Annotated in this window: 16 protein-coding genes; 1 reads left to right on the plus strand and 15 read right to left on the minus strand. The window is 65.9% G+C overall.

What is annotated here, in order from left to right; genetic code table 11:
• Positions 1 to 31 precede the first annotated feature (31 nt).
• The 4 genes from ACWYRN_RS14605 to ACWYRN_RS14620 form a co-directional block, all read right to left on the minus strand.
• The gene (locus ACWYRN_RS14605; protein ID WP_488688331.1) at positions 32 to 946 is read right to left on the minus strand and encodes a M28 family peptidase; all 915 of its coding nucleotides are present in this window, start codon (positions 944 to 946) and stop codon (positions 32 to 34) included.
• A 469-nt stretch (positions 947 to 1415) separates the two neighbouring features.
• Positions 1416 to 2846 (minus strand): efflux transporter outer membrane subunit, encoded by a 1431-nt coding sequence (locus ACWYRN_RS14610; protein ID WP_488688333.1) that lies wholly within the window; start codon positions 2844 to 2846, stop codon positions 1416 to 1418.
• Between the two features lie 5 nt (positions 2847 to 2851).
• The gene (locus ACWYRN_RS14615; RefSeq protein WP_488688335.1) at positions 2852 to 6013 is read right to left on the minus strand and encodes an efflux RND transporter permease subunit; all 3162 of its coding nucleotides are present in this window, start codon (positions 6011 to 6013) and stop codon (positions 2852 to 2854) included.
• Positions 6014 to 6056: 43 nt separating this feature from the next.
• Positions 6057 to 7376, minus strand: a complete 1320-nt coding sequence (locus tag ACWYRN_RS14620; protein WP_488688337.1) for an efflux RND transporter periplasmic adaptor subunit — start codon at positions 7374 to 7376, stop codon at positions 6057 to 6059.
• Between the two features lie 159 nt (positions 7377 to 7535).
• On the opposite strand from ACWYRN_RS14620, the gene ACWYRN_RS14625 reads away from it, so the two are divergent.
• The gene (locus ACWYRN_RS14625) at positions 7536 to 8150 is read left to right on the plus strand and encodes a TetR family transcriptional regulator (protein ID WP_488688339.1); all 615 of its coding nucleotides are present in this window, start codon (positions 7536 to 7538) and stop codon (positions 8148 to 8150) included.
• An 89-nt stretch (positions 8151 to 8239) separates the two neighbouring features.
• Here ACWYRN_RS14625 and tal read toward each other — a convergent pair whose 3' ends face one another.
• The 11 genes from tal to ACWYRN_RS14680 all read right to left on the minus strand — a co-directional run bounded on the left by tal (position 8240) and on the right by ACWYRN_RS14680 (position 20908).
• Complete coding sequence (gene tal, locus ACWYRN_RS14630; protein ID WP_488688341.1) at positions 8240 to 9169, minus strand: transaldolase; 930 nt, start codon at positions 9167 to 9169, stop codon at positions 8240 to 8242.
• A gap of 136 nt (positions 9170 to 9305) precedes the next feature.
• Positions 9306 to 9803 carry a GAF domain-containing protein gene (locus tag ACWYRN_RS14635; RefSeq protein ID WP_488688343.1) on the minus strand — a complete coding sequence of 166 codons (498 nt, stop codon included), beginning with the start codon at positions 9801 to 9803 and terminating at the stop codon, positions 9306 to 9308.
• Positions 9804 to 9911: 108 nt separating this feature from the next.
• Positions 9912 to 10361: a DUF4259 domain-containing protein gene (locus ACWYRN_RS14640; protein ID WP_488688344.1), complete on the minus strand. Its 450-nt coding sequence runs from the start codon at positions 10359 to 10361 to the stop codon at positions 9912 to 9914.
• Between the two features lie 172 nt (positions 10362 to 10533).
• Entirely contained in the window at positions 10534 to 12843 is a 2310-nt protein-coding gene (locus ACWYRN_RS14645) for a choice-of-anchor I family protein (protein ID WP_488688346.1), read from the minus strand.
• Positions 12844 to 12919: 76 nt separating this feature from the next.
• Positions 12920 to 13315 carry a GFA family protein gene (locus ACWYRN_RS14650; RefSeq protein WP_488688347.1) on the minus strand — a complete coding sequence of 132 codons (396 nt, stop codon included), beginning with the start codon at positions 13313 to 13315 and terminating at the stop codon, positions 12920 to 12922.
• A gap of 27 nt (positions 13316 to 13342) precedes the next feature.
• On the minus strand, positions 13343 to 14428 hold the full coding sequence (locus tag ACWYRN_RS14655) for a serine hydrolase domain-containing protein (RefSeq protein ID WP_488688348.1): 1086 nt from the start codon (positions 14426 to 14428) through the stop codon (positions 13343 to 13345).
• Positions 14429 to 14638: 210 nt separating this feature from the next.
• On the minus strand, positions 14639 to 16831 hold the full coding sequence (locus ACWYRN_RS14660) for a hybrid sensor histidine kinase/response regulator (RefSeq protein ID WP_488688349.1): 2193 nt from the start codon (positions 16829 to 16831) through the stop codon (positions 14639 to 14641).
• A gap of 121 nt (positions 16832 to 16952) precedes the next feature.
• On the minus strand, positions 16953 to 17279 hold the full coding sequence (locus ACWYRN_RS14665) for a low molecular weight protein tyrosine phosphatase family protein (RefSeq protein WP_488688350.1): 327 nt from the start codon (positions 17277 to 17279) through the stop codon (positions 16953 to 16955).
• Between the two features lie 10 nt (positions 17280 to 17289).
• Entirely contained in the window at positions 17290 to 18144 is an 855-nt protein-coding gene (locus tag ACWYRN_RS14670) for an SIS domain-containing protein (RefSeq protein ID WP_488688351.1), read from the minus strand.
• A gap of 7 nt (positions 18145 to 18151) precedes the next feature.
• Positions 18152 to 19621, minus strand: coding sequence for a glucose-6-phosphate dehydrogenase (gene zwf, locus ACWYRN_RS14675; protein WP_488688352.1), 1470 nt, complete (start codon positions 19619 to 19621; stop codon positions 18152 to 18154).
• A gap of 390 nt (positions 19622 to 20011) precedes the next feature.
• Positions 20012 to 20908: an SMP-30/gluconolactonase/LRE family protein gene (locus tag ACWYRN_RS14680; RefSeq protein ID WP_488688353.1), complete on the minus strand. Its 897-nt coding sequence runs from the start codon at positions 20906 to 20908 to the stop codon at positions 20012 to 20014.
• Positions 20909 to 20949 lie beyond the last annotated feature (41 nt).

A 20949-nucleotide genomic window follows, 5' to 3' on the forward strand; every position in this document is an offset into this window, starting at 1 on the left:
GCTCCCGACACAAAACGACCGGACGCGGGTCTTACCCCTGCGTCGCCCCCGCCAACGCCACAATCGTCTTCGCCAAGCCCTCCACCACCCGCGCCATGCTGTCGTAATCCAGCTTGTCCGGCGTATCCTGCGCCGTGTGGTAGTAGGGATAGCGCATGAACGCCGTATCGGTAATCATCAGCGCCGGATACCCGTGCCGGTTATACGATGAATGATCCGATAAGGTCACGCCCATCGTATGCGCTGGCGCCGCCAGCCCCTGTGCCGGGAAGTCCGACGCTTGCTGAAACGCTGCCAGCGCCTGCCGCACCAGCGCCGACGATTCGATCGTGCCGACAAAGGCAATGAAGTTCCCCGTGTCCGGATACTGCCCATCCAGCCCCGGCGGCAGCTGCTGGCTGCCTGCCGCGTCCGAGTAATAGCCCATCGTCTCCAGCACCAGCGCGCCTTCGACCGCCAGGCCTTGCCGTTTCAGCTCGGCCGCATGCTGCATGCTGCCCATTTCCTCGCCCAGGAAGAAGGGCGGTTCCTCGTTCACGAAAAACACGAAGCGCACCTCGGTGCCGCTGGCCGGCTGCACCGTCTTGAGCAGGCGCGCCAGTTCCAGCACGGCGGCCGTGCCGCTGCCGTTGTCGTTGGCGCCGGGCGCTCCTTGGGCCGAATCGTAATGCGCGCCGACGATGAAGATGCGCTCCGGCCGCTTGCCCTTCGCCACGTTCGCCACCGCCACCTCGATGTTGCGTACCCTTTGCCCGCCGGCCTCGTATTCTTGGCGCCCCGGCATGTAGCCGGCTTTTTTTAGCGTGGTTTCGATGTAGACGGCGGCGCGCTCGAGCTGGGCCGGCCGGCGCGTGTTGTGTTCTTCGGAAGCGACGGCGCGCACATGCTGGCGCATGCGCTCGGCCAGGTCGGGCGCGGCAGCGGCGTTCTCGGGCGTGAAGGTCATGACCGCCACCAGGATGAGCAGGATGAGCGCAACGATAACTTTCCAGTGTGATTGAAAGAAGTTTCGCATGGCAGTATGTGGCGCCGCATGAGCACCTGGGTGGCGCCCTTCGGTGGCATCCTCAGTGACATTCACTAGTAGACCTGTTCAGTGTAGCCAAGTTCAACCCAGCACCACCACACGAATCCGTGGCGAAAAACGTAGGGTGGTCGGCTGCACCCGGCATGCTGCATGACCGTGACGTGTGCGCCGCCCACGCGTTCAACGCACGCCGCACATGGCCCGCGCTTGCACACGGTGTTCGAACGCGTGGACGGCGCCAACATCGCTGCCGATCAAACACCTGGGTGAAGCCGTCCACCCTACGGCTGTCCCGTGTAGCCAAGTTCAACTCAAACCAGTGCATGTATCCGCGGCGAAAAAAAACCGGAGCACTTGGCTCCGGTTTTTCATGTAACAAGCTGAACGATCAGCGCGACGCCTGCGCCTCCGGCGCCGGCTCGCTCCACCCGCCACCCAGCACGCGGTACAGCGTGACCTGGTTCTGCAAGCGCGCCAGGTTCGCTTCCACTGCCTGCTGCTGCGCCTGGAACAGCGAACGCTGGGCATCCAGCAAATCAAGCTGGCTGGCCGCGCCGCTGCGGTAGCGCAGGTCGGACAGGTTGAAGCGGTCCTGCTCGGCCTCGGCCACCGCGCGCTGGGCGCGCAGCTGCTCGCTGTAGGTGGCCTGGCCGGCCAGCGCGTCCGCCACTTCGCGGAACGCGGTCTGGATCGAGCGCTCGTACTGGGCCACGGCGATGTCGCGGCCGGCACGGGCCGATTCCACGCCGGCCGTCACGCGGCCATAGTCGAAGATCGGCAGCACGGCCTGCGGCGCGAAGCTCCAGCCGAAGGTGCCGCTCTTGAACAGGCCCGACAGTTCGTCGCTGACGCTGCCGGCGCTGCCGGTCAGCGAAATGCGCGGGAAGTAGTTCGCGCGCGCCGCGCCGATGTTGGCGTTCGCCGCGATCAGCTGCTGCTCGGCCGAACGGATGTCCGGACGCACGGTCAACAGATCCGACGGCAGTCCGGCCGGCAGGTCGGGCAATTCGGTCGTTGCCAGGGTGGCGCCCTGCGGCAGGTCGGCCGGGATCGGCTGGCCAACCAGCAGGGTCAGCAGGTTGTTGTCCTGCTGGCGCAGGCGGCGCAGTTGCGCCAGGGTGGCGCGTGCCGTTTCCACCAGCGAGGCCGACAGCTGCAGATCGAGCTTCGACGACACGCCGTTCTCGAAGCGCAGCTGGGTCAGGCGCAGCGATTCTTCACGGGTTTTCAGGGTCTGCTCGGTGAGTGCCAGCAGTTCGTCGTCCGCCAGCAGCGACAGGTAGCTGTTGGCGACCGAGGCGATCAGGCTGATGTGCGTGGCCTTGCGCGCTTCCTCGGTGGCGAGGAATTGCGCCAGCGCCGCTTCCGACAAATTGCGCACGCGGCCGAACAAGTCCAGCTCGAAGGCGGATACGGTCAAGCCGGCCTGGTACACGCTCTGGATCGGCAGGTCTTCGCCGGTGGTCTGGCGGCTGCCGGTGACGGCCGCCGACACGGTCGGCAGGCGGTCGGCACGGGCGATGCGGTACTGGGCGCGGGCCTGCTCGATGTTCAGGATCGCCACGCGCAGGTCGCGGTTATTCGCCAGCGACAGCTCGATCAGCTGGCGCAGGCGCGCATCGGCAAAGAAGCGCTGCCAGGCGAGGTTCGCCGGCGCTTCGCCGGTGGCGGTCGGCAGGGCCGCGCCGCCGGCTTGCGGCAGTTCCGGGAAGCTTGGTGCCACCGGCGCGGCCGGGCGCTCGTACTTCGGCGCCAGGTTCACGCAGCCGGCCAGGGCCAGCGCCAGGACCAGCGGAGTAAAACGTTTAGTCTTGGTCATTACAGTCATTGGATTTTTTCCTTCGCTACGCTGCCGGTGTCTTCGTGGTGCGTGTACAGGTCGTTCTGGCGCTTGCTACCCTTGAACAGCGTACGCACCACAACGAAGAACACAGGCACGAAGATCACGCCCAGCACGGTTGCGGTGATCATGCCGCCCATCACGCCGGTACCGATGGCGCGCTGGCCGGCACCGCCGGCGCCGCTTGCGATCACCAGCGGCAGCACGCCGAGGATGAATGCCAGCGAGGTCATGATGATCGGACGGAAACGCAGGTGGGCCGCTTCGAGTGCCGCCTGAATCGGCGACTTGCCCTGGGCCTGCAGGTCCTTCGCGAACTCGATGATCAGGACCGCGTTCTTCGCCGCCAAACCGATAATCGTGATCAGGCCGACCTTGAAGTAGACGTCGTTCGACAGCCCGCGTGCATAGGCCGCCAGCAGCGAACCCAGGATACCCAGCGGCACCACCAGCAGCACGGCCACCGGAATGGTCCAGCTTTCGTACAGCGCGGCCAGGGCCAGGAACACCGCCAGCAGCGAGAAGGCGATCAGGATGAACACGGTCGAACCCGACAGGATTTCCTCGCGCGACTGGCCGGTCCATTCATACGCGAAGCCAGGCGGCAGCTGGGCTGCCAGGCGCTGCATTTCTTCCAGTGCCTGGCCGCTCGAATAGCCCGGAGCCGGTTCGCCGGTGATCTTCATCGACGGATAGCCGTTGTAGCGGATGGTCTGCATCGGACCCGTGACCCATTCGGTCGAGGCGAACGAGGACAGCGGCACCGGGCGGCCCTGGGCGTTCAGGGCGTTGATGCGCAGCAGGTCGTCCGGTTGCATGCGGTTCGGCGCGTCGGCCTGCACGATCACGCGCTGCAGGCGGCCGGCGTTCGGGAAGTCGTTCACGTAGCTCGAACCCAGCGAGGTCGACAGCGCATTGTTGATCGCGCCGAAGGTCACGCCCAGGGCCTGCGCCTTGTCGCGGTCGATGTTGAGTTTCAGCTGCGGCGCGTCTTCCAGGCCTTCAGGGCGCAGGCCGGTCAGGACCTTGCTCTGCATTGCCATGCCCAGCATCTGGTTACGTGCCTTCACCAGCGCTTCGTGGCCGTTGCCGCCGCGGTCCTGCAGGCGGAACGAGAAGCCGGTGCCGGTACCCAGTTCAGGGATCGGCGGCGGGCTCACCACGAAGATGAACGAGTCGCGCAGGGCGCCCATGTGCATCGTGATGCGGTTCGCAAAGGACTGCGCATCCTGGCCATCGCCCTTGCGCTCGCTCCAGGCCTTCAGCGGAATGAAGGCGAGACCCATGTTCTGGCCCTGGCCCGAGAACGAGAAGCCGGTCACGGCCACGATGTTCGCGTATTCCGGCTGCTTCATGACGAAGTCTTCGAGCGCGTGCAGCACGACGCCGGTACGTTCGGCGGTGGCGCCTGGCGGCAGCTGGATGTTGGCGATTACGTAGCCCTGGTCTTCGTTCGGCAGGAAGGAGTTCGGCAGGCGCGTGAACAGCAGGCCGACCACGCCGACCAGCACCACGAACACGACCATCCAGCGGCCGGCGCGTTGCAGGATCGAGCCGACGAAGCCCTCGTAGCGCTTGGCGCCGGCGGTGAAGTTACGGTTGAACCAGCCGAAGAAACCCTTCTTCTCGTGGTGGTGGCCGGCTTCGACCGGTTTCAGCAGGTGGGCGCACAGCGCCGGCGTCAGCGACAGCGCCAGGAAGGCCGAGAAGGCGATCGAGGTCACCATCACCGCCGAGAACTGGCGGTAGATGTTACCGACCGCGCCGGCGAAGAAGGCGAGCGGCACGAACACCGACATCAGGACCACGGTCACGCCGATGATGGCGCCCGAGATCTGGCCCATGGCCTTGCGGGTTGCCTGCAGCGGCGGCAGGCCTTCTTCGGACATGATGCGTTCGACGTTCTCGACGACCACAATCGCATCGTCGACCACGATACCGATCACCAGCACCATGCCGAACATGGTCAGCACGTTGATCGAGAAGCCCAGCGCCAGCAGGCAGGCGAAGGAACCCAGCAGCGCGACCGGAACGACGATGGTCGGGATCAGGGTGTAGCGGAAGTTCTGCAGGAACACGTACATCACGACGAACACCAGCGCGATCGCTTCGAGCAGGGTGTGCACGACCTGTTCGATCGAGATGTCGATGAAGGTGGTCGAGTCGTACGGGATCGTGTACTTCATGCCATGCGGGAAGAACTTCGACAGTTCCTGCATGCGGGCCTTGATCAGGTCGCCGGTTTCAAGGGCGTTACCCGATGGCGACAGCTGGACGCCGATACCGGCCGACGGCTTGCCGTTCAGGCGCGCCGACGTGGCATAAGCCTGGCCGCCGATTTCGATGCGGGCCACGTCTTTCAGGCGCACGGTGGAACCGTCCGGATTGGCGCGCAGCACGATGTTGCCGAACTGCTCGACGGTCGCCAGCTGGCCGGCCACCACGACGGTGGCGGTGATCTGCTGGCCCTGCGCCAGCGGCAAATCGCCGATGGTGCCGGATGCGACCTGGGCATTCTGCTGGCTGATCGCGGTGTTGACGTCGGACGGCGCCAGGTTGAAGCCGACCAGCTTGGCCGGATCGATCCAGATACGCATCGCCTTTTCGGTACCGAACAGCTGGGCCTGGCCCACGCCCTTGATACGCTGCAGTTCCGGCAGGACGTTACGCGAAGCGTAGTCGCCCAGTGCCACCGGGTCCCAGTTCGGATCGTCCGACGACAGGATGGTGAACAGCAGGAAGTTCGAACGCGACTTGTCGACGCGCACACCCTGCTGGGTCACGGCCGGCGGCAGGCGCGGAGTCGCACGCGACAGGCGGTTCTGGACGTCGACCTGTGCCAGGTCGGGGTCGGTGCCGGTCTCGAACGAAATGGTGATGGAACCGGTGCCGTTGGCCTGGCTGGTCGATTCCATGTAGATCATGCCCTGGGCGCCGTTCATCTCGCGTTCGATGACGGAGATGACGGAGTCCTCGAGCACCTGTGCCGACGCGCCCGGATAAGCGACGTTGACGACGATCGCAGGAGGCGCCACGGTAGGGTATTGCGCGATCGGCAGCTGATTGACGGCTACACCGCCAAGCACCATGATGAACAGCGCGATCACCCAGGCAAAAATAGGGCGGTCAATAAAAAAACGTGCCATGAAAAGTCCTGTTCGTTTTACTCAGTGATGACTCGGCGAGCCATTACTGGCGGCTCTGGCCTGGGGTCGTCGCGCCGGCGGCCGGCGAACCGGCATCCGGGGTGCGCGAACCGGCCGCGGCATTCGTGGCGGTGGCGCCGGCGGCGTTCGGCTGTTGCGCCGGGTTGCCAGCTGCGGCGGCCGGAGCGGCGTTGGCATTCGGCGCGGTCCAGGCGACCGGCTGCACCGGGGTGCCCGGCGGCAGCATCTGCAGCTTCTGGAAGCCGTCGACCATCACGCGTTCGCCTTCCTTCAGGCCGTCGGTGACGACCCAGTTGCTGCCTTCCTGCGACGCGATCTTGACCGTGCGCGGGGTAGGCTTGTTGTCGGCGCCGATCACCATCAGCGAGTCGCCGGTCTGGCCGCCGCGGGTCACGGCCTGCTGCGGGACCAGGATGCCCGACGGCAGTTCGGCCTGCGCCAGGCGCACGCGCACGTACTGGCCCGGGAGCAGGGCGTTGTCCGGGTTCGGGACTTCGGCGCGCAGGGTCACCTGGCCGCTGGTCGGGTCGACGGTCACGTCCGAGAACAGCAGCTTGCCCTGGCGCGACAGCACGGTGCCGTCGTCGAGGATCACCGAGACCGGAATGGCCGAGTCGATGCCCTTGCCGCCGGCCTGCTTGCGCAGGCGCTGCAGTTCCGAGGCCGACTGGGTGATGTTCAGGTACATCGAATCGGTTTGCTGGATCAGGGCCAGCTGGGTGGCTTCGGCGGCCGAGACGAGGGCGCCTTCGGTGACCAGCGCGCGGCCGATGCGGCCCGAGATCGGTGCGTACACGTTCGAGTAGCCGACGTTGATCTGCGAAATCTTCAGCTGGGCCTGGGCCGAACGGACGTCGGCACGTGCCTGTTCGGCGGCGGCGACGGCGTTGGTGTATTCCTGCTTGCTGATGGCGTTGGCCTCGACCAGCGGCTTGTAGCGGTCGACGATGGCCGATGCCGCGGTCAGGTTGGCCTGGGCGCGGCCGACCGAAGCCTGGGCCGCGTTCAGCTCGGCCTGGTAAGGGGCCGGGTCGATCTGGTACAGGGACTGGCCCTGCTTGACGATGCTGCCTTCGGTAAAGGTACGCTTCAGCACCACGCCATTCACGCGGGCACGGACTTCAGCCGTGCGGATCGCTTCGACGCGTGCCGGCAGTTCGGTTTCGAGGGCAACCGACTGGAATTTGGTGGTGATGACCCCGACTTGCGGCGGCGGCATCTTGGCGCCGGCGGCGCCTTGTTCGGCATCTTTCTTGCCGCAGGCCGACAGCAGGGTCACTGCCATCAGCGTGCAGGCGGCGATCCGGGTCAGGGACAGAGGAGAGGAGTGGGCAGAGCGCATTACGTGTGCTTCCTTCTGGTTTTATTAAAAAGACAAAACCGCCCTCAAGGTCTCTGTCGAGACCCTGTGCACGGTATGTCACTGGCTTTTACGAAATTTTTTATATACTATCACGAGTGTATGTTTAATGCGTGTGACATCAATAAATTGGAGTGAGACATGGCCCGCAGGACCAAGGAAGAAGCGGCCGCTACGTGGGACAGCATTCTTGATGCAGCAGAGCAATTGTTCGTTGAGCAAGGGGTCTCGCGGACGACCTTGCAGCATATCGCAAGCGCTGCCGGCGTGACGCGCGGCGCGATTTATTGGCACTTTGACGATAAAAGCGCGCTGTTCAATGCCATGATGGAAAGGGCGACGCTGCCTTTCGAGTGCGCTTTCAGCGTGCTCGAGTGCAGCGGCGGCGCCGATCCGCTGCGCGACATGCGCACCTTTATCCTGGAAATCTTCCGCGTCACCGAGCAGAACCCGCAGGCGCGCCGGGTATTCGAGATCGCTACCCTGAAGGTCGAGTTCGTCGACGAGCTCGACGCCGTGCGCGTGCGTCGTAGCCAGAGCCAGCAGGAGTGGATGGCGCGCGTCGAATCCTTGCTTACCCTGGCGCGCGAAAAAGGACAAATCCATGGCGCGGTGCCGACCCACGTGGTCGCGCTCGGCTTGTGGTCGATGATGGACGGCCTGCTGCGCAACTGGATGTTCGAGCCCGACTCGTTCGGCCTGCTCGACACCGGGGCGCAGATCCTCGATACCCTGTTGCAGGGATTGCGCGCATAAAAAAACCAGCAGCAGCCGCAAGGCCGGTGCTGGCGTTCCTGTCGAAACGGATGGCGCCTGGCAGCGAAGGCCGCCAGGCTGTTACCCGATCAACGCAATTCTTCGATCATCTTCTTCAGCTTGGCCGAATCCGCCACGAACGCGCGGATGCCTTCGGCCAGCTTCTCGGTGCCCATCGCGTCTTCGTTCAGCATGAAGCGGAAGGTCTTTTCGTCGATGGCGATCTTCTCGATGTCGGCGCTTTCGTCCGCCACCAGCTTGCGCTCGACCGCGGCGTCGCTGTCGGCCAGCTTCTGCAGCAGGTCCGGCGAAATGGTCAGCAGGTCGCAACCGGCCAGCTCCAGGATCTGCGAGGTGTTACGGAAGCTCGCACCCATGACTTCGGTCTTGTAGCCGAACTTGCGGTAGTACTGGTAGATGCGCTTGACCGACTGCACGCCCGGATCGTCGGCGCCCTGGTAGTCGGTGCCGGTGGACTTCTTGTACCAGTCGTAGATGCGGCCGACGAAGGGCGAAATCAGCTGCACGCCCGCTTCGGCGCAGGCCACGGCCTGGCACAGCGAGAACAGCAGGGTCAGGTTGCAGTGGATGCCATCGCGCTCCAGGATCTCGGCGGCGCGGATGCCTTCCCAGGTCGAGGCGATCTTGATCAGCACGCGCTCGCGTGCCACGCCGGCCTTTTCGTACAGGGCGATCAGTTCGCGGCCCTTGGCAACAGTCGCTTCGGTATCGAACGACAGCGCCGCATCGATCTCGGTCGACACGCGGCCTGGCACGTACTTCAGGATTTCGACGCCGAAGGCGATCAGCAGGCTGTCGACGATCGCTTCCACCGACGCGCCATTCGCGTCGGCGACGGCCTTTTCCAGCAGCGGACGGTATTCCGGCTTCTGCACGGCCTTCAGGATCAGCGACGGATTGGTAGTCGCATCCTGCGGCGCATAGGCCTTGATCGACTGGAAATCGCCGGTATCGGCCACGACCGTGGTGTATTGCTTCAGTTGTTCGAGTTGATTCATATAATTTGCCTATTTAACAATGTAACCGAATATTCTGTGCATACGTAGGGTGGGCACTCGTGCCCACGCGGTACAAACGCCTGCATATCGAACATCCAAACGTAGGGTGGGTTCTCGAACCCACCAACACGGCCAATCAGCAATCCGTCGCCTCGATAAACGCGGCTACCATCGCCTCCAGCCCGATACGATCCTCTTCCGTAAACCGCTCCAGGATCGGACTATCGATATCGAACACCCCCACCAGCCTGCCATCCTTGATCACCGGCAGCACGATTTCCGCATTCGACGCCGAATCGCAGGCGATATGCCCCGGAAACGCATGCACGTCCGGCACGACAACGGTCTTGCGCTCGACGGCGACCGTGCCGCACACGCCGCGCCCGAACGGAATGCGCGCGCAGGCAGGCTTGCCCTGGAAAGGCCCGACCAGCAGGTCCTGGCCTTCGCCCTTCTTCGACGGCACGGTGAAATAGAAACCGGCCCAGTTCAGGTCGGCAAGGGTGTCATAGACCAGTGCGGAAAACTGCGAGGCGTTCGCGGTCAGGTCGCGTTCGCCTTCGAGGACGCTGGCGACCTGGCGTACCAGCAGGTCGTAGTCGGGACGGGTGCTGCGTTCTGGATTGATGTGCATGGACGGGCCGTGGTGCTGGACGAAAACCGCTATTCTACAGCCAGCCCGGACGATCCTGGGCGCGCACCCTGCGCACCCTGGTGGATGCCCGCTGCGGGCGCTGCCGCGTCAGCGCAGGCGCGCCGCCAGCTCGGCCATCTGCGCCTTCCACTTTGCCGCCTGTTGTCCCGACCACAGCTGCGCCAGCTCGGACGACCCGGGCTGGCCAACCCGCGCCAGCGCCTTGTGCGCGAGCGGCGCCAGGCTGGCGATCTGCGCACGCGGCTGGCGCTCGAGCCAGGCCGACAGCGCACGCGGCAAGGTAGCGCTGCGCTTTCCGCGCGCCGCCGCCACCACCTCGGCCGCCGCAACCACCATCGCGCCGTCGGGGGCATCGACCACGTCGGCGGACAAGGCCGCTTCCAGCGTGGACGCCAGCGCCGCCTTGCCCTGCGAGCCGGTGCACTCGCCGATCCAGTCCAGCGCGTCGTCGTTCTCGAAACTGCCGGTGCCCCAGGCGCCTGCCCAGGCGGACGAGGACAGGGCCATGCACAGCGTGAATGCAGGGAGGATTTTCATTGTTTGTCTCGTTGTCCTGGTGCTGCAAGGTCGGGCCGTTCGGCATAGGATGTATTTACTAATGACAAGTATAAACTTGCATTTCTTTTATGACAATGTAAAACATTCATCAACGACAAGGCCCCGGCAACGCATGGCGCTGCCGGGGCCGGGGTGCAACAACGCAGGCGGATCAGTTCAGCACGATCTCGAACAGCGCCGTCGTTCCGCTGATCTCGTTCGACACCACCAGCATCGGCTTGCCGTTCGGCGATTTCGAAGCCGGAATCACGACCAGGCCTTCCGGACCGCGGTCGCCGCCGTTCACGATGCCGTTGTCGCCGTTCGCGTTCTTCACCACTGTGCCGCTGCCGGCGCGGGTGTTGATGTAGGTGACATACCTGGCCGCTGCGGGCGTGGTGACGTCGTACACCATCACGCCGCCGACGCGCTCCAGGCCAACGAAGGCAAAGGTCTTCTTGCCGAAGCGCTGCACCACCACGCTTTCCGGTTCCGGCCCCTTGTTCGGACTGCGCGCATCGAGGGCGTCGGCTTCGTCGTGGCCGGTGTTGAACGGGAAGTCGTAACCCGGCGTGCCGGCCAGCTGCGCCGTGATCGTCTCGAAGCCGTCGCCAGAGTCGTACACGCGTGCGCCGGTCGCGGCATTCCAGATCGAGAACGAACGGCCGCCGAAGGCGTAGAGCTCGGTGCACTGGCCGGCCGCGTTTTTTCCCGTGTTATTGCCGCTGTTGTTGCCGTTCGGCGTAGTAGTGATGCGCAGGCGGCCCAGGTTCGAGTCGCGCGTCAGGTTCGCCAGGTCGCCGCTGAAGCGGGCCGGGTCAAGGCCGACCGTGCCGCAATAGTCGCGCACGCGGGTTTCCTCGTTGAAGCCAGGCCAGTCGGCGCGGGCGTCGCCTTCGTTGGCGGTGACCAGGTAGGTCACGCCGCCCACCGCATAGTTGGCGATGCCGTCCGGCAGGTACATGCCCTTTACCGGCACCGGCGCGATCTTCACCAGCGGGGTGCCGCTATTGGTGTTCACGCCGCCGTCCTCGTTGCTGACGTCCATGCCCAAGCCGGCCAGGCTGTGGTCCTTGTAGCCGAGCGGACGCACGGCGGTGACGTTCGCCGCGGCGATATCGACCACGGCGATCGCATTGTTTTCCTGCAGCGTCACGTAGGCGGTCTTGCTGTCGGCGCTGACTGTCACGTATTCCGGCTCCAGGTCTTGCGCCACCGTCGCCCCGGGTCCGTAGATGCGCACGCCGCTCGCGCGCAGGGCGTCGGCCTGGCTGTTAAAGGCGCCGAAGCCGGCGCGGCGCTCGACCGGTTTGCGCACGTCGCTCACGTCGATGATGCTGACCGAGCCTTCCGGATCGGCGGAATCGGCCTGGCCATAGCTGTTCGGCTCGCCCTCGTTGGCGACGACCACGTAGCGTCCGTCCGGCGTAAAGGTCAGCATGTCGGGCAGGGCGCCGACGCCGACGGTCGACAGCGTGCTCAGGTCGGCCGCGCTGACAAAGGCGACCGTCCCGTTGGCGGTCTTCGGATTGGCCTGGATCGCCAGCGCCACGACACCGTTCGACACCGTCACGCTGTTCACGCTGGCCAGGTTGGCGCCGTAGGATTCGGTGCGCAGGGTGCCGACCTGTATCGGGTTGCGCGGATCGGCGATGTTCCACACCTCGACGGTGCCGGTGCCGGAACCGTTGACCACGAACAGGCGCTTGCTCAGCGGGTCGTAGGCCGGGATTTCGTGGGTGTCGGCCAGCTTGCCATCGACCAGGTCGCCGCCGAAGCCGGCGATTTTCGCCAGGCTCAGGCTGGCGGGTGTGGGGTCGATCAGCGGCAGTCTGGCGGCGGCCTGGTCCAGGGCTTCGGCGAAGCTGCTGTTGTTGTCGCTGACGGCCGTGCCGAGCTTGACCAGCAAGCCGTCGATGGCGTTGCCGGCTGTGGCGGTGAAGGCGGTGGCGACCGGGTCGAAGCCGGACGGCAGCGCCACCGAGGCCGGCAGCAGGGTGGCCAGCTGCGCCGTGGCAGCCGCCGGCGCTTCCTTGCCGATGGCGCGCAGCGCGGCTGGATCGGCTTTCATGCGGGCGAACCAGGCGCTCGGGTTCTGGCCCGCCAGCACGGCCGTTTGCAGGCTGCTCAGCGTGGTGACGTTCGCCACGCCTTCGCTGACGGCCAGCGCGTGCAGGCGCTGGGTGTTCCCGGCGCCGCCCGCACTGCCGATGCGCCCGCCCGACACTTCGATGGCGCAGGGCAGGGCCAGGTCCTTCGATGGCGTGACCGCCCAGGCGCCGTCGCTGCCGGTGCTGATGCCGTCCTGGCTGCCGGCCGCACATTGCACGGCAACGCGCGCACCCACCAGCGGCGCGCCGACCGCGGCCACGCCATGCAACTGGATCGCATCGCCGTCATCGGCGCCGCCGCATGCCTGCAACATCACCATCGTTGCGACCGCCACAGCGATCACGGTTCCTCGCCCCTTGTATGCCTGCATTTTGCGTCTCCTTGGAAAGGCTTGCATTCTAGGAAAGGCACATGACAGGATCGTGACGCCTGGCGGCAAACGGTTTTCATGGAATGTGCTCGGCGTCCGGCGGCGGAACGATCCAGCTGTGCATGCGCTCCTCGTACACGGACACGGTCGGCGCGGGAAAGTCGGGTTCGGCGAACGCCCCGACCGGAATCATGACGAAGCCGGGCAGCGCCTCGGGTTCGTAGTACACCGTGGTGCCGCAGATCGGGCAGAAGTGGAAGACCGCGCGCGTGCCTTCGTCGCCGGTGCGCACATACCGCGTCGAGCAGCCCGCGACGGCGACGTTCTCGCGCGCGAAGCGCGCCTGCTGCGCAAACGGGCTGCCGGTGCGGCGCTGGCAGGCCAGACAGTGGCAGATCGATTTGCGCACCGGGTCGCCGCTGGCCTGGGCCGTCAGCTGGCCGCAACTGCAGGATGCAAGTCTGGTTGACATGGTGTCCCCGGCAGGTCGTCGTTGCGCTTACTGTTCAACGCCTTCGGACTGGCTGTCCTGGACCATCATGATCAGGTGCTTGCTGAGTTCTTCGTTGTCGCCGCCCAGCCTGTCGCCATTGTGCAGCGTTACCGTCACGATGCGTGATTCGATGTCCATCTCGAGCTGGCTGTAGAAATTGAAGATGTAGCCGCCATGCCCGACCAGGTGCCTGCCGTTCACGGTGCGCACCCATTCGCCCAGCCCGTAGCCGGTGGCTTTCCCGCCGGGCAGCACGTAACTCGCATTCATGCGTTTGACGTTCGCCGGCGAGACCAGTTTCCCGCCTTGCAGCGCCAGCATGAAGGTGGTGAGTTCATCGACGGTGCTGACCATGCCGCCTGCCGCGTGGAGGTTGCTGTTGGCGAGCAGCCAGGCCGGTTTCGGGCCGGCCTGGTAGCCGGTGACCAGGCCCGGATGGAAGGTCTTGTCGTCGCCCGAGCCGGTGTGTTGCAAACCCAGCGGCCGGCAGATGCGGCTGTCGATGAAGGCGTAGAACTCCTGGCCCGACACGTGCTCGACGATCTGCCCCAGCAGGTGGTAGCCGGTATTGTTGTAGGCGAACCGGGTGCCAGGCGCGGACAGCAGCGGACGCTTGCGCGCCGGCGCCACCAGTTCGTCGAGCGTGTGTTCGAGCCTGGCGGTGGTGCGCCAGTAACCGGAATCCATGGTGAGGTTCGGGATGCCGCTGGTATGCGTCAGCAGGTGCTCGACCGTCACCTTGTTCCATTGTCCTGGCGCCTTCGGCAGGTAGCGCGAGATGGGTGCGTCGAGCGCGATCTTGCCTTCGTCGACCAGGAGCATGACGGCAGTGGCCGTGAACAGCTTGGTCGTCGAGCCGATGCGAAATACGTGCTCGGGCTGGATCGGCACGCCCAGCTCCACGTTGGCCATGCCGTAGCCCTTGCGCAGCAGCAGCCTGCCGTCCTTGATCACCAGCGCGGCCACGCCGGGCAGGCCAGGCCGGAAGCGGCTGGCGACGATGCTGTCGAGCGACTCTTCGAGCAGCGTCGGGCTTGCCGGCGCCGCCATGACAGCAAGGGGAAAGCAAAGCAGCAACGCCAGGCGTTTCATCGGGTCTCCTGAGTACGTCATGAACGGAACATCGGCGTGATCTGGAGTGCGGCCTGATCGCCACACCGCGCCGCAGTCAGCCAGCGGAGGCGTCGGCAAGGAAGCATGCCACCGCAACGGCCATTGTGCCAGCGAACAGGCTGCCGAACGCGATTTTCACTTTCGTCCAGCCATGGCCCAAGCCCGCCTTGCAGGCCTGCTTCGCGCCCGTCATGGCAGCGTGGAGTCCACGGCGGCGGGCGCCGACAGCGCCCGCCGCAAATCGTCCAGCGTGGCCGGCTTGGTCAGGTGCAGGTCGAACCCGGCTGCGCTGGCGCGGCCGAGGTCGGCCTGCTGTCCATAGCCGGTCAGGGCCACCAGGCGCGTGTCATTGCCGCCGCGCCGGATCGCCGCCGCCAGCGCATAGCCGTCCATGTCGGGCAGGCCGATATCGAGGATGGCCAGCGCCGGCCGGCAGCGCATGCATTCGGCCAGCGCCGCTGCCGCGGTATGCGCGACGCGCACCTCGTGGCCGAGCTGCTCCAGCAGCAGGGCGGTGGTGGCGGCGGCATCGGCGTTGTCGTCCACCACGAGTATCGATTGACGCTGCGCTGGCGCCGCATGCACCGCGGCCGGCGCAGGCGCGGCCTGCGCGGCGAGCGGCAGCTCGACCACGAAGCGGCTGCCGCAGCCTGGACCGTCGCTGTGGGCGCGGATGCGGCCGCCGTGCAGCTCGACGATCTTGCGTACGATCGCCAGGCCCAGACCGAGCCCGCCGGTGCTGCGCGCCAGCTGCTGCGGCGCCTGGTAGAAGGGCTCGAACACGCGCGCCAGCAGTTCGGGCGGCATGCCGATGCCGCTGTCGGCCACTTCCAGCCGCGCCCAGCCCTCGCTGGCGCTCAGGCCGACGCGCACCACGCCGTTGCCGAAGCGTTCCGCGTTCGACAGCAGGTTGTTGACCACTTGCGCCAGGCGGCTGTCGTCGCCGTTCACCCACAGCGATTCGGGCGCCGCCAGTTCCACCGTCATGCCGGGGCGGACGGTGGCGGCGTGGCGCACGAGTTCGGCGAAGTTGAGCGGCTTCACGTCGAGCTGCATCTTGCCGGTGGCGATGCGCGAAACGTCGAGCAGATCGTCGACCAGGCGCTTCATGTGCTGGACCTGGCGCCGCATGATGGTGCGTTCGCGCTCGCTGGACCGCTCGCCGCGCAGGTCCATCAAATCGAGCGAGGCGACGATTGGGCTGAGCGGGTTGCGCAGCTCGTGGCCGAGCATGGCGAGGAATTCGTCCTTCGCCCGGCTGGCTTCGTGGCTGGCGGCCAGCGCTTCCTCGAGCGAGGCAAGCAGGCGCGAGCGCTCGGCTTCGTGGGCGGCGCGTTGGGCCGCGGCGGCCTCGATGGCCTGGCCCATGAGCGCGAATTCCTTCACGCGTGACGGCGCGATGTGCGCGTCTGCGCCGGCGCCCAGGGCCGCCGTTCCTTGCTGCAGGCTGCGGAAAGTGCGGGCGATGCGCGCCGACAGCAGCCAGGCCGCGCCGATGCTGGCCAGCAGCGAGGCCGCCAGGCCCCAGCCATAGATGGCCACGCCCTGGAAGGCCGCCGCACCGATGGTCGTCTTCGGGACGCCCACCGCAATCGTCCAGCCGTAGTGGGAGACCCGGGTATAGGCGCTGGCGACGGCTTCGCCTTCGAGCGTGGTGGTGTCGCCCACGCCCTCCGGGGCCGCGCCCTGCATCAGCCTGGCCAGCGAAGGGCTGGGCGGGCGGGTGACGGTGGCCGCCTGGTTCGGCGAACGCGCCACCACCGCGCCGGTGGCGTCGAACACGCCGATGACCGACCCGGCCGGGGCGTGCTGGCGCTCGATGACGCGCAGGATGCGGTCGGGCTGGATCACGGCGGTGAGGGCGTACAGGCGCCCGGCCTGGTCGCGGATCGGCACGCGCACCGGGAAGGCGGCGCGCCCGCGCGGGCCATGGGTGACGCGGCCGACCAGCGGCCTTTGCACGGCCAGCAGCTGCTCCAGGCTCTCGGGGTCGGCCACGCGTCCGCCGGCGGCGCCGAAGGGATTCGTGGTGCGGAACAGGACCTTGCCGTCGGCATCGGTCAGGATCACGGCCAGCCACTCTGGCTGGGCCGCCGCCTGGGCGCGTGCGGCTTCGTAATAGGCGCGCAGGTCGCCGGCATCCATGGCCGGCGTGCGCGCCATGCTGGCCAGGGTGGCGATGGCGCCGTCGAGTTCCGCGTCCACCGCGCTCGACAGGGCGCGCGCCTGGTCCAGCATCGCACGCTCCTGTTCGCGCTGCTGGTACTGGTCGGCCATGTCCAGCGACCACAGGCCGAGCAGGGCCAGCGGCAACAGCCCGATCGCACTCAGGAGGATGAGCAGCCGGCGCAGCGAAAAGGTGAAACCGGGAGTCGACTGCATGGTTGGCCTTGTGGCAAAAAGGCATTATAAGGCGAAACGCGCGGTGTCAATGCGTGGTGGAATGCCCGGCGGAAATCTCCCGCGGTGATTTTGACAATGCCCGCTGTTCCAGGCGACGCGTTCAGGCGCGCCGCAGGAAAGGCGCCACTTTCTTTTCCAGCAGCCGCACCAGCTCGGGCTGCATGTAGGCGTAGTCGTCGGGAATGTCGAGGCAGACGACGCGCTTGCCGTTCAGGTGGCGCTGGAACTGCTTCGACAGCCGGCTGCGGTGCACCTTTTCCATCACGAAGACGATTTCGGCCCAGGCCAGTTGTTCCGGCGACACCGGAACATCCGCATCGGCGCCCACGCCGGCCGAATCGGTCTCGATGCCGGGCCAGGTGGCGAACACCTGCTCGGCGGTCGGGCTGCGCAGGCGGTTATGCGTGCAGATGAAAAGGGCGCGCAAATCGAACGGTTCAGCCGATGAAGGAATCGAACTGCATGTCGAACTCCTGCAACGCCTTTTGCGCGTTCTGCATCTTGCGCCGGAATTCCGGTCCGCGCTGCAGCGCCAGGCCCACGGCCAGCACGTCGATCACGACCAGATAGGCCAGGCGCGCCGAGATCGGCGTGTAGGGGTCGATGTTGAAGACCAGGTCGATCGGGATCAGCACGGTCGCCATGTCGGCCAGCGGCGTGCCCGACGGCGCCAGCACGATCACGTCGGCGCCGCCGCGCCGCGCCAGCTTGGCCGAGCGCGTCAGCGAGGGGTTGTTGCCGCGCTGGGAGATCGCCACCACGCAGTCGCCTTCGCGCAGCAGGGCCGCCGCGATCGAGTGGATCGCCGGGTCGGTGTAGCAGACGGTCGGCACGCCGGAGCGGAAGAATTTGTGCTGGGCGTCGGCTGCGACGAAGCCCGAGGTGCCCTGGCCGTAGAACTCGATCTTGTTCGCACGCGACAAAATGTCGAGCGCTTTCTGGACCGATTCGGCATTCAGGTTGTTGCGTAAATCGAGCAGGGTATTGATCGAGCGGCTGCAGATTTTATTGACCAGGTCCGCCGCCAGGTCGTCCTGGGCCGGCTGCTCGTTGGCGGCGGGCAGGGCCAGGGCCAGGCCTTGCGCCAGCTTCAGCTTGAACTCGTGCCAGCCGTCGTAGCCGAGGGTGCGGCAGAAGCGCACCACGGTCGGCTCGGACACCTGCGCGCTTTTTGCCAAGGCCGTGATGTTCTGGCTGACGGTGGCGCTTGGCGCTTCCAGTACCGCCAGCGCCACCTTGCGCTCGGACTTCGAGAGCGAGTCGAGCTGGGTGCGGATCGAATCGAGCAGCATGGCTGGTTCAATCCTCAGGCAGCGCTTCTTCGCGCCACTGCAGGCCGTCGCGGCCGATCAGGGCGCTCGATGCCGCCGGGCCCCAGGTGCCCGATGCATACGGCACCGGTGCGCTGTCGTCCTGCTCCCAGTGTTCCAGGATCGGCTCGACCCATTCCCAGGCTGCTTCGAGTTCGTCGCCACGCATGAACAGGGTCAGCTGGCCGCGCAGCACGTCCAGCAGCAGGCGTTCGTAGGCTTCCATGCGCGGCGCCTTGAACTGTTCGCGGAAGTCGAGTTCGAGCTCGGCCTGCTTCAGGCGCATCGAATCGCCCGGCGTCTTGGCCATCAGGTTCAGCGACAGGCCTTCGTCCGGCTGCAGGCGGATCACAAGGCTGTTCGGCTGGAAGCTCGACGTCGGCTGGTTGAAGATCGAATGCGGAATCTGCTTGAAGCGCACCACGATCTCGGCCAGGCGGTCGGCCATGCGTTTACCGGTGCGCAGGTAGAAGGGCACGCCGGCCCAGCGCCAGGTGTCGACTTCCGCCTTCATGGCGACGAAGGTCTCGGTCTTCGAGCTTTTCGGTGCGTCCGGCTCGTCGCGGTAGCTCGGCACGGCCTGGCCGTCGACGTAGCCGCCGCGGTACTGGCCGCGCACGATGTTTTGCGACAGCGTGGTCGGGGTAAAACGCTTCAGCGAGCGCAGCACCTGCAGCTTGGCGTCGCGCACGGCGTCCGGTGCAATCGAGGTCGGCGGCTCCATCGCCACGATGCACAGCAGCTGCAGCAGGTGGTTCTGCAGCATGTCGCGCAGCGCCCCCGAGTTGTCGTAGTAGCCGAGGCGGTTGCCGACGCCGATCTTTTCCGCGATGGTGATCTGCACGTCCGAGATCCACTCGCGGCGCCAGAGCGGCTCGAACAGCACGTTACCGAAGCGCAGGGCCAGCAGGTTCTGCACGGTTTCCTTGCCCAGGTAGTGGTCGATGCGGTAGATCTGCGATTCGGCGAAGACCTTGCCGACGTCCAGGTTGATCTGCTTGGCCGACGCCAGGTCGCGGCCCAGCGGCTTTTCCAGCACCACGCGCGAATGCGGCGTGGCCAGGCCCGTCTCGGCCAGGTTGTCGCAGATGCGCGCGAACAAACTTGGCGGCGTGGCCAGGTAGTAGACCCGGGTAATCGCTTCGTCGTCGCGCAGCGCCGCCACCAGCGGGCCGTAGCTGTCGGCCTGGGTGGCGTCGAGCGCGACGTAGGTGATGCGCTGCAGGAAGCGCTGCCATTTGTCCTCGACCACGGTTTCCTTGATGTGCGGCTTGGAGTTGGTCTCGACCATGTCCAGGAAGGCCTGCTGCGAACTGTCGTCCTTGCCGACGCAGATGATGCGCGCCGTGTCGGGCAAATCGCTGGCGACGTCGCGCGCATACATCGCGGGCAGGAGCTTGCGCATCGCAAGGTCGCCGCTGCCGCCAAAGAAAACGAGGTCGAAATCGGAAAGGGCCATGGTGGTATCGAGGGCAAATGAGTAAGGATAAGGTTCATGTAAATTTACTACATGAATATGCTCTTTGCAAGAAATTCTACTACGCGATGCCGGAAGGAGGGATGGTGCCACAGGTGTGGCAAGCGGGGCGCGCCCGTCGCGTGACGAGACACCTGAAAGCGTGTAGGGTGGACGGCTCCACCCTGGCAAACGAATAGACGGCACGCCTGCGCCGTCCACGCGTTCAACGCACGGCCAAGCCGGCGCGGCCGATGCCGAAGGGGGGGCTTCGTTTTGAAGCGTGTGATATGGAGCACGGTTTGAACGCGTGGACGGCGCACGCGTTCCGGATAACCAGCTGTCAGGGTGTAGCCGTCCACCCTACGTGATCGCCACAGCAGAGACGACGAATCAGCGACGATACTCCGGTCCGACCTGCCCAGCCACATCCACGCGCAGCGCCAGCACCTTGCCGGTCAGCGGATACTGCTCCTTCTCGGCATTCGAGCGGCCATGGCTGGCGCTGGTCACGTACAGCGTGCGCAGGTCCGTGCCGCCAAACGCCACCGCTGTCGGGCAGCGCAGCGGCAACTGCACTTCGCGCAGCAGTTCGCCGGTTGGCGAGAGCTTGAGCAAACGCGCACCTTCGAACATCGCGACCCAGTAGTTGCCTTCGCTGTCCACCGCCGCGCCGTCCGGACGGCCGCCGTACTCGGGCGCGTTCTTGTCGGCGTCAAACGTGACCAGGTTGCGGTTCAGCGTCGCCTGGCCCGCCTCGGCGTCGAAGTCGTACAGGTCGATACGGTGGCTGGTGGTATCGGCATGGAACATGCAGCGCCCGTCCAGCGACCAGGCCAGGCCATTCGAATTCGTCATGCCGCCCGACCAGGCCAGGCGGAGTTGGTCGCGTTCGAGCACGTACATCTCGGCGGCCGGCTTGTCACGCGGCTCGTACATGGTGCCGACCCAGAAGCGGCCCATCGGGTCGACGCGGCCGTCGTTGAAGCGCACCTGCTTCGTGTCGTACGGGGCCGGGCAGATGTCTTCCATCTCGCCGCTGGTGGTATTCAGGCGCACGAAGCCTTTACGGGTGGCCACCACCAGGTTGTTGTCGGCGTCGGCGGCGATCGCCGACGGCTCCGAGCCCATCTTCCAGGACGTGAACTTGCCGCTGGCCGGGTGCACGCGGTTCACGGTGAGCCCGTTGATGTCGACCCAGTACAGGGCCGATTCGACGTCGTGCCACAGCGGGCATTCGCCGACCTGCATCGCTTCGTCGTGGACGACTTCGATCTTCACATTCTTCATGGTGGTTTCCGCGTGTTTGCTCGTGCTTTTGCTCGTGCTGT

Source organism: Massilia sp. BAP21 (assembly GCF_057801335.1).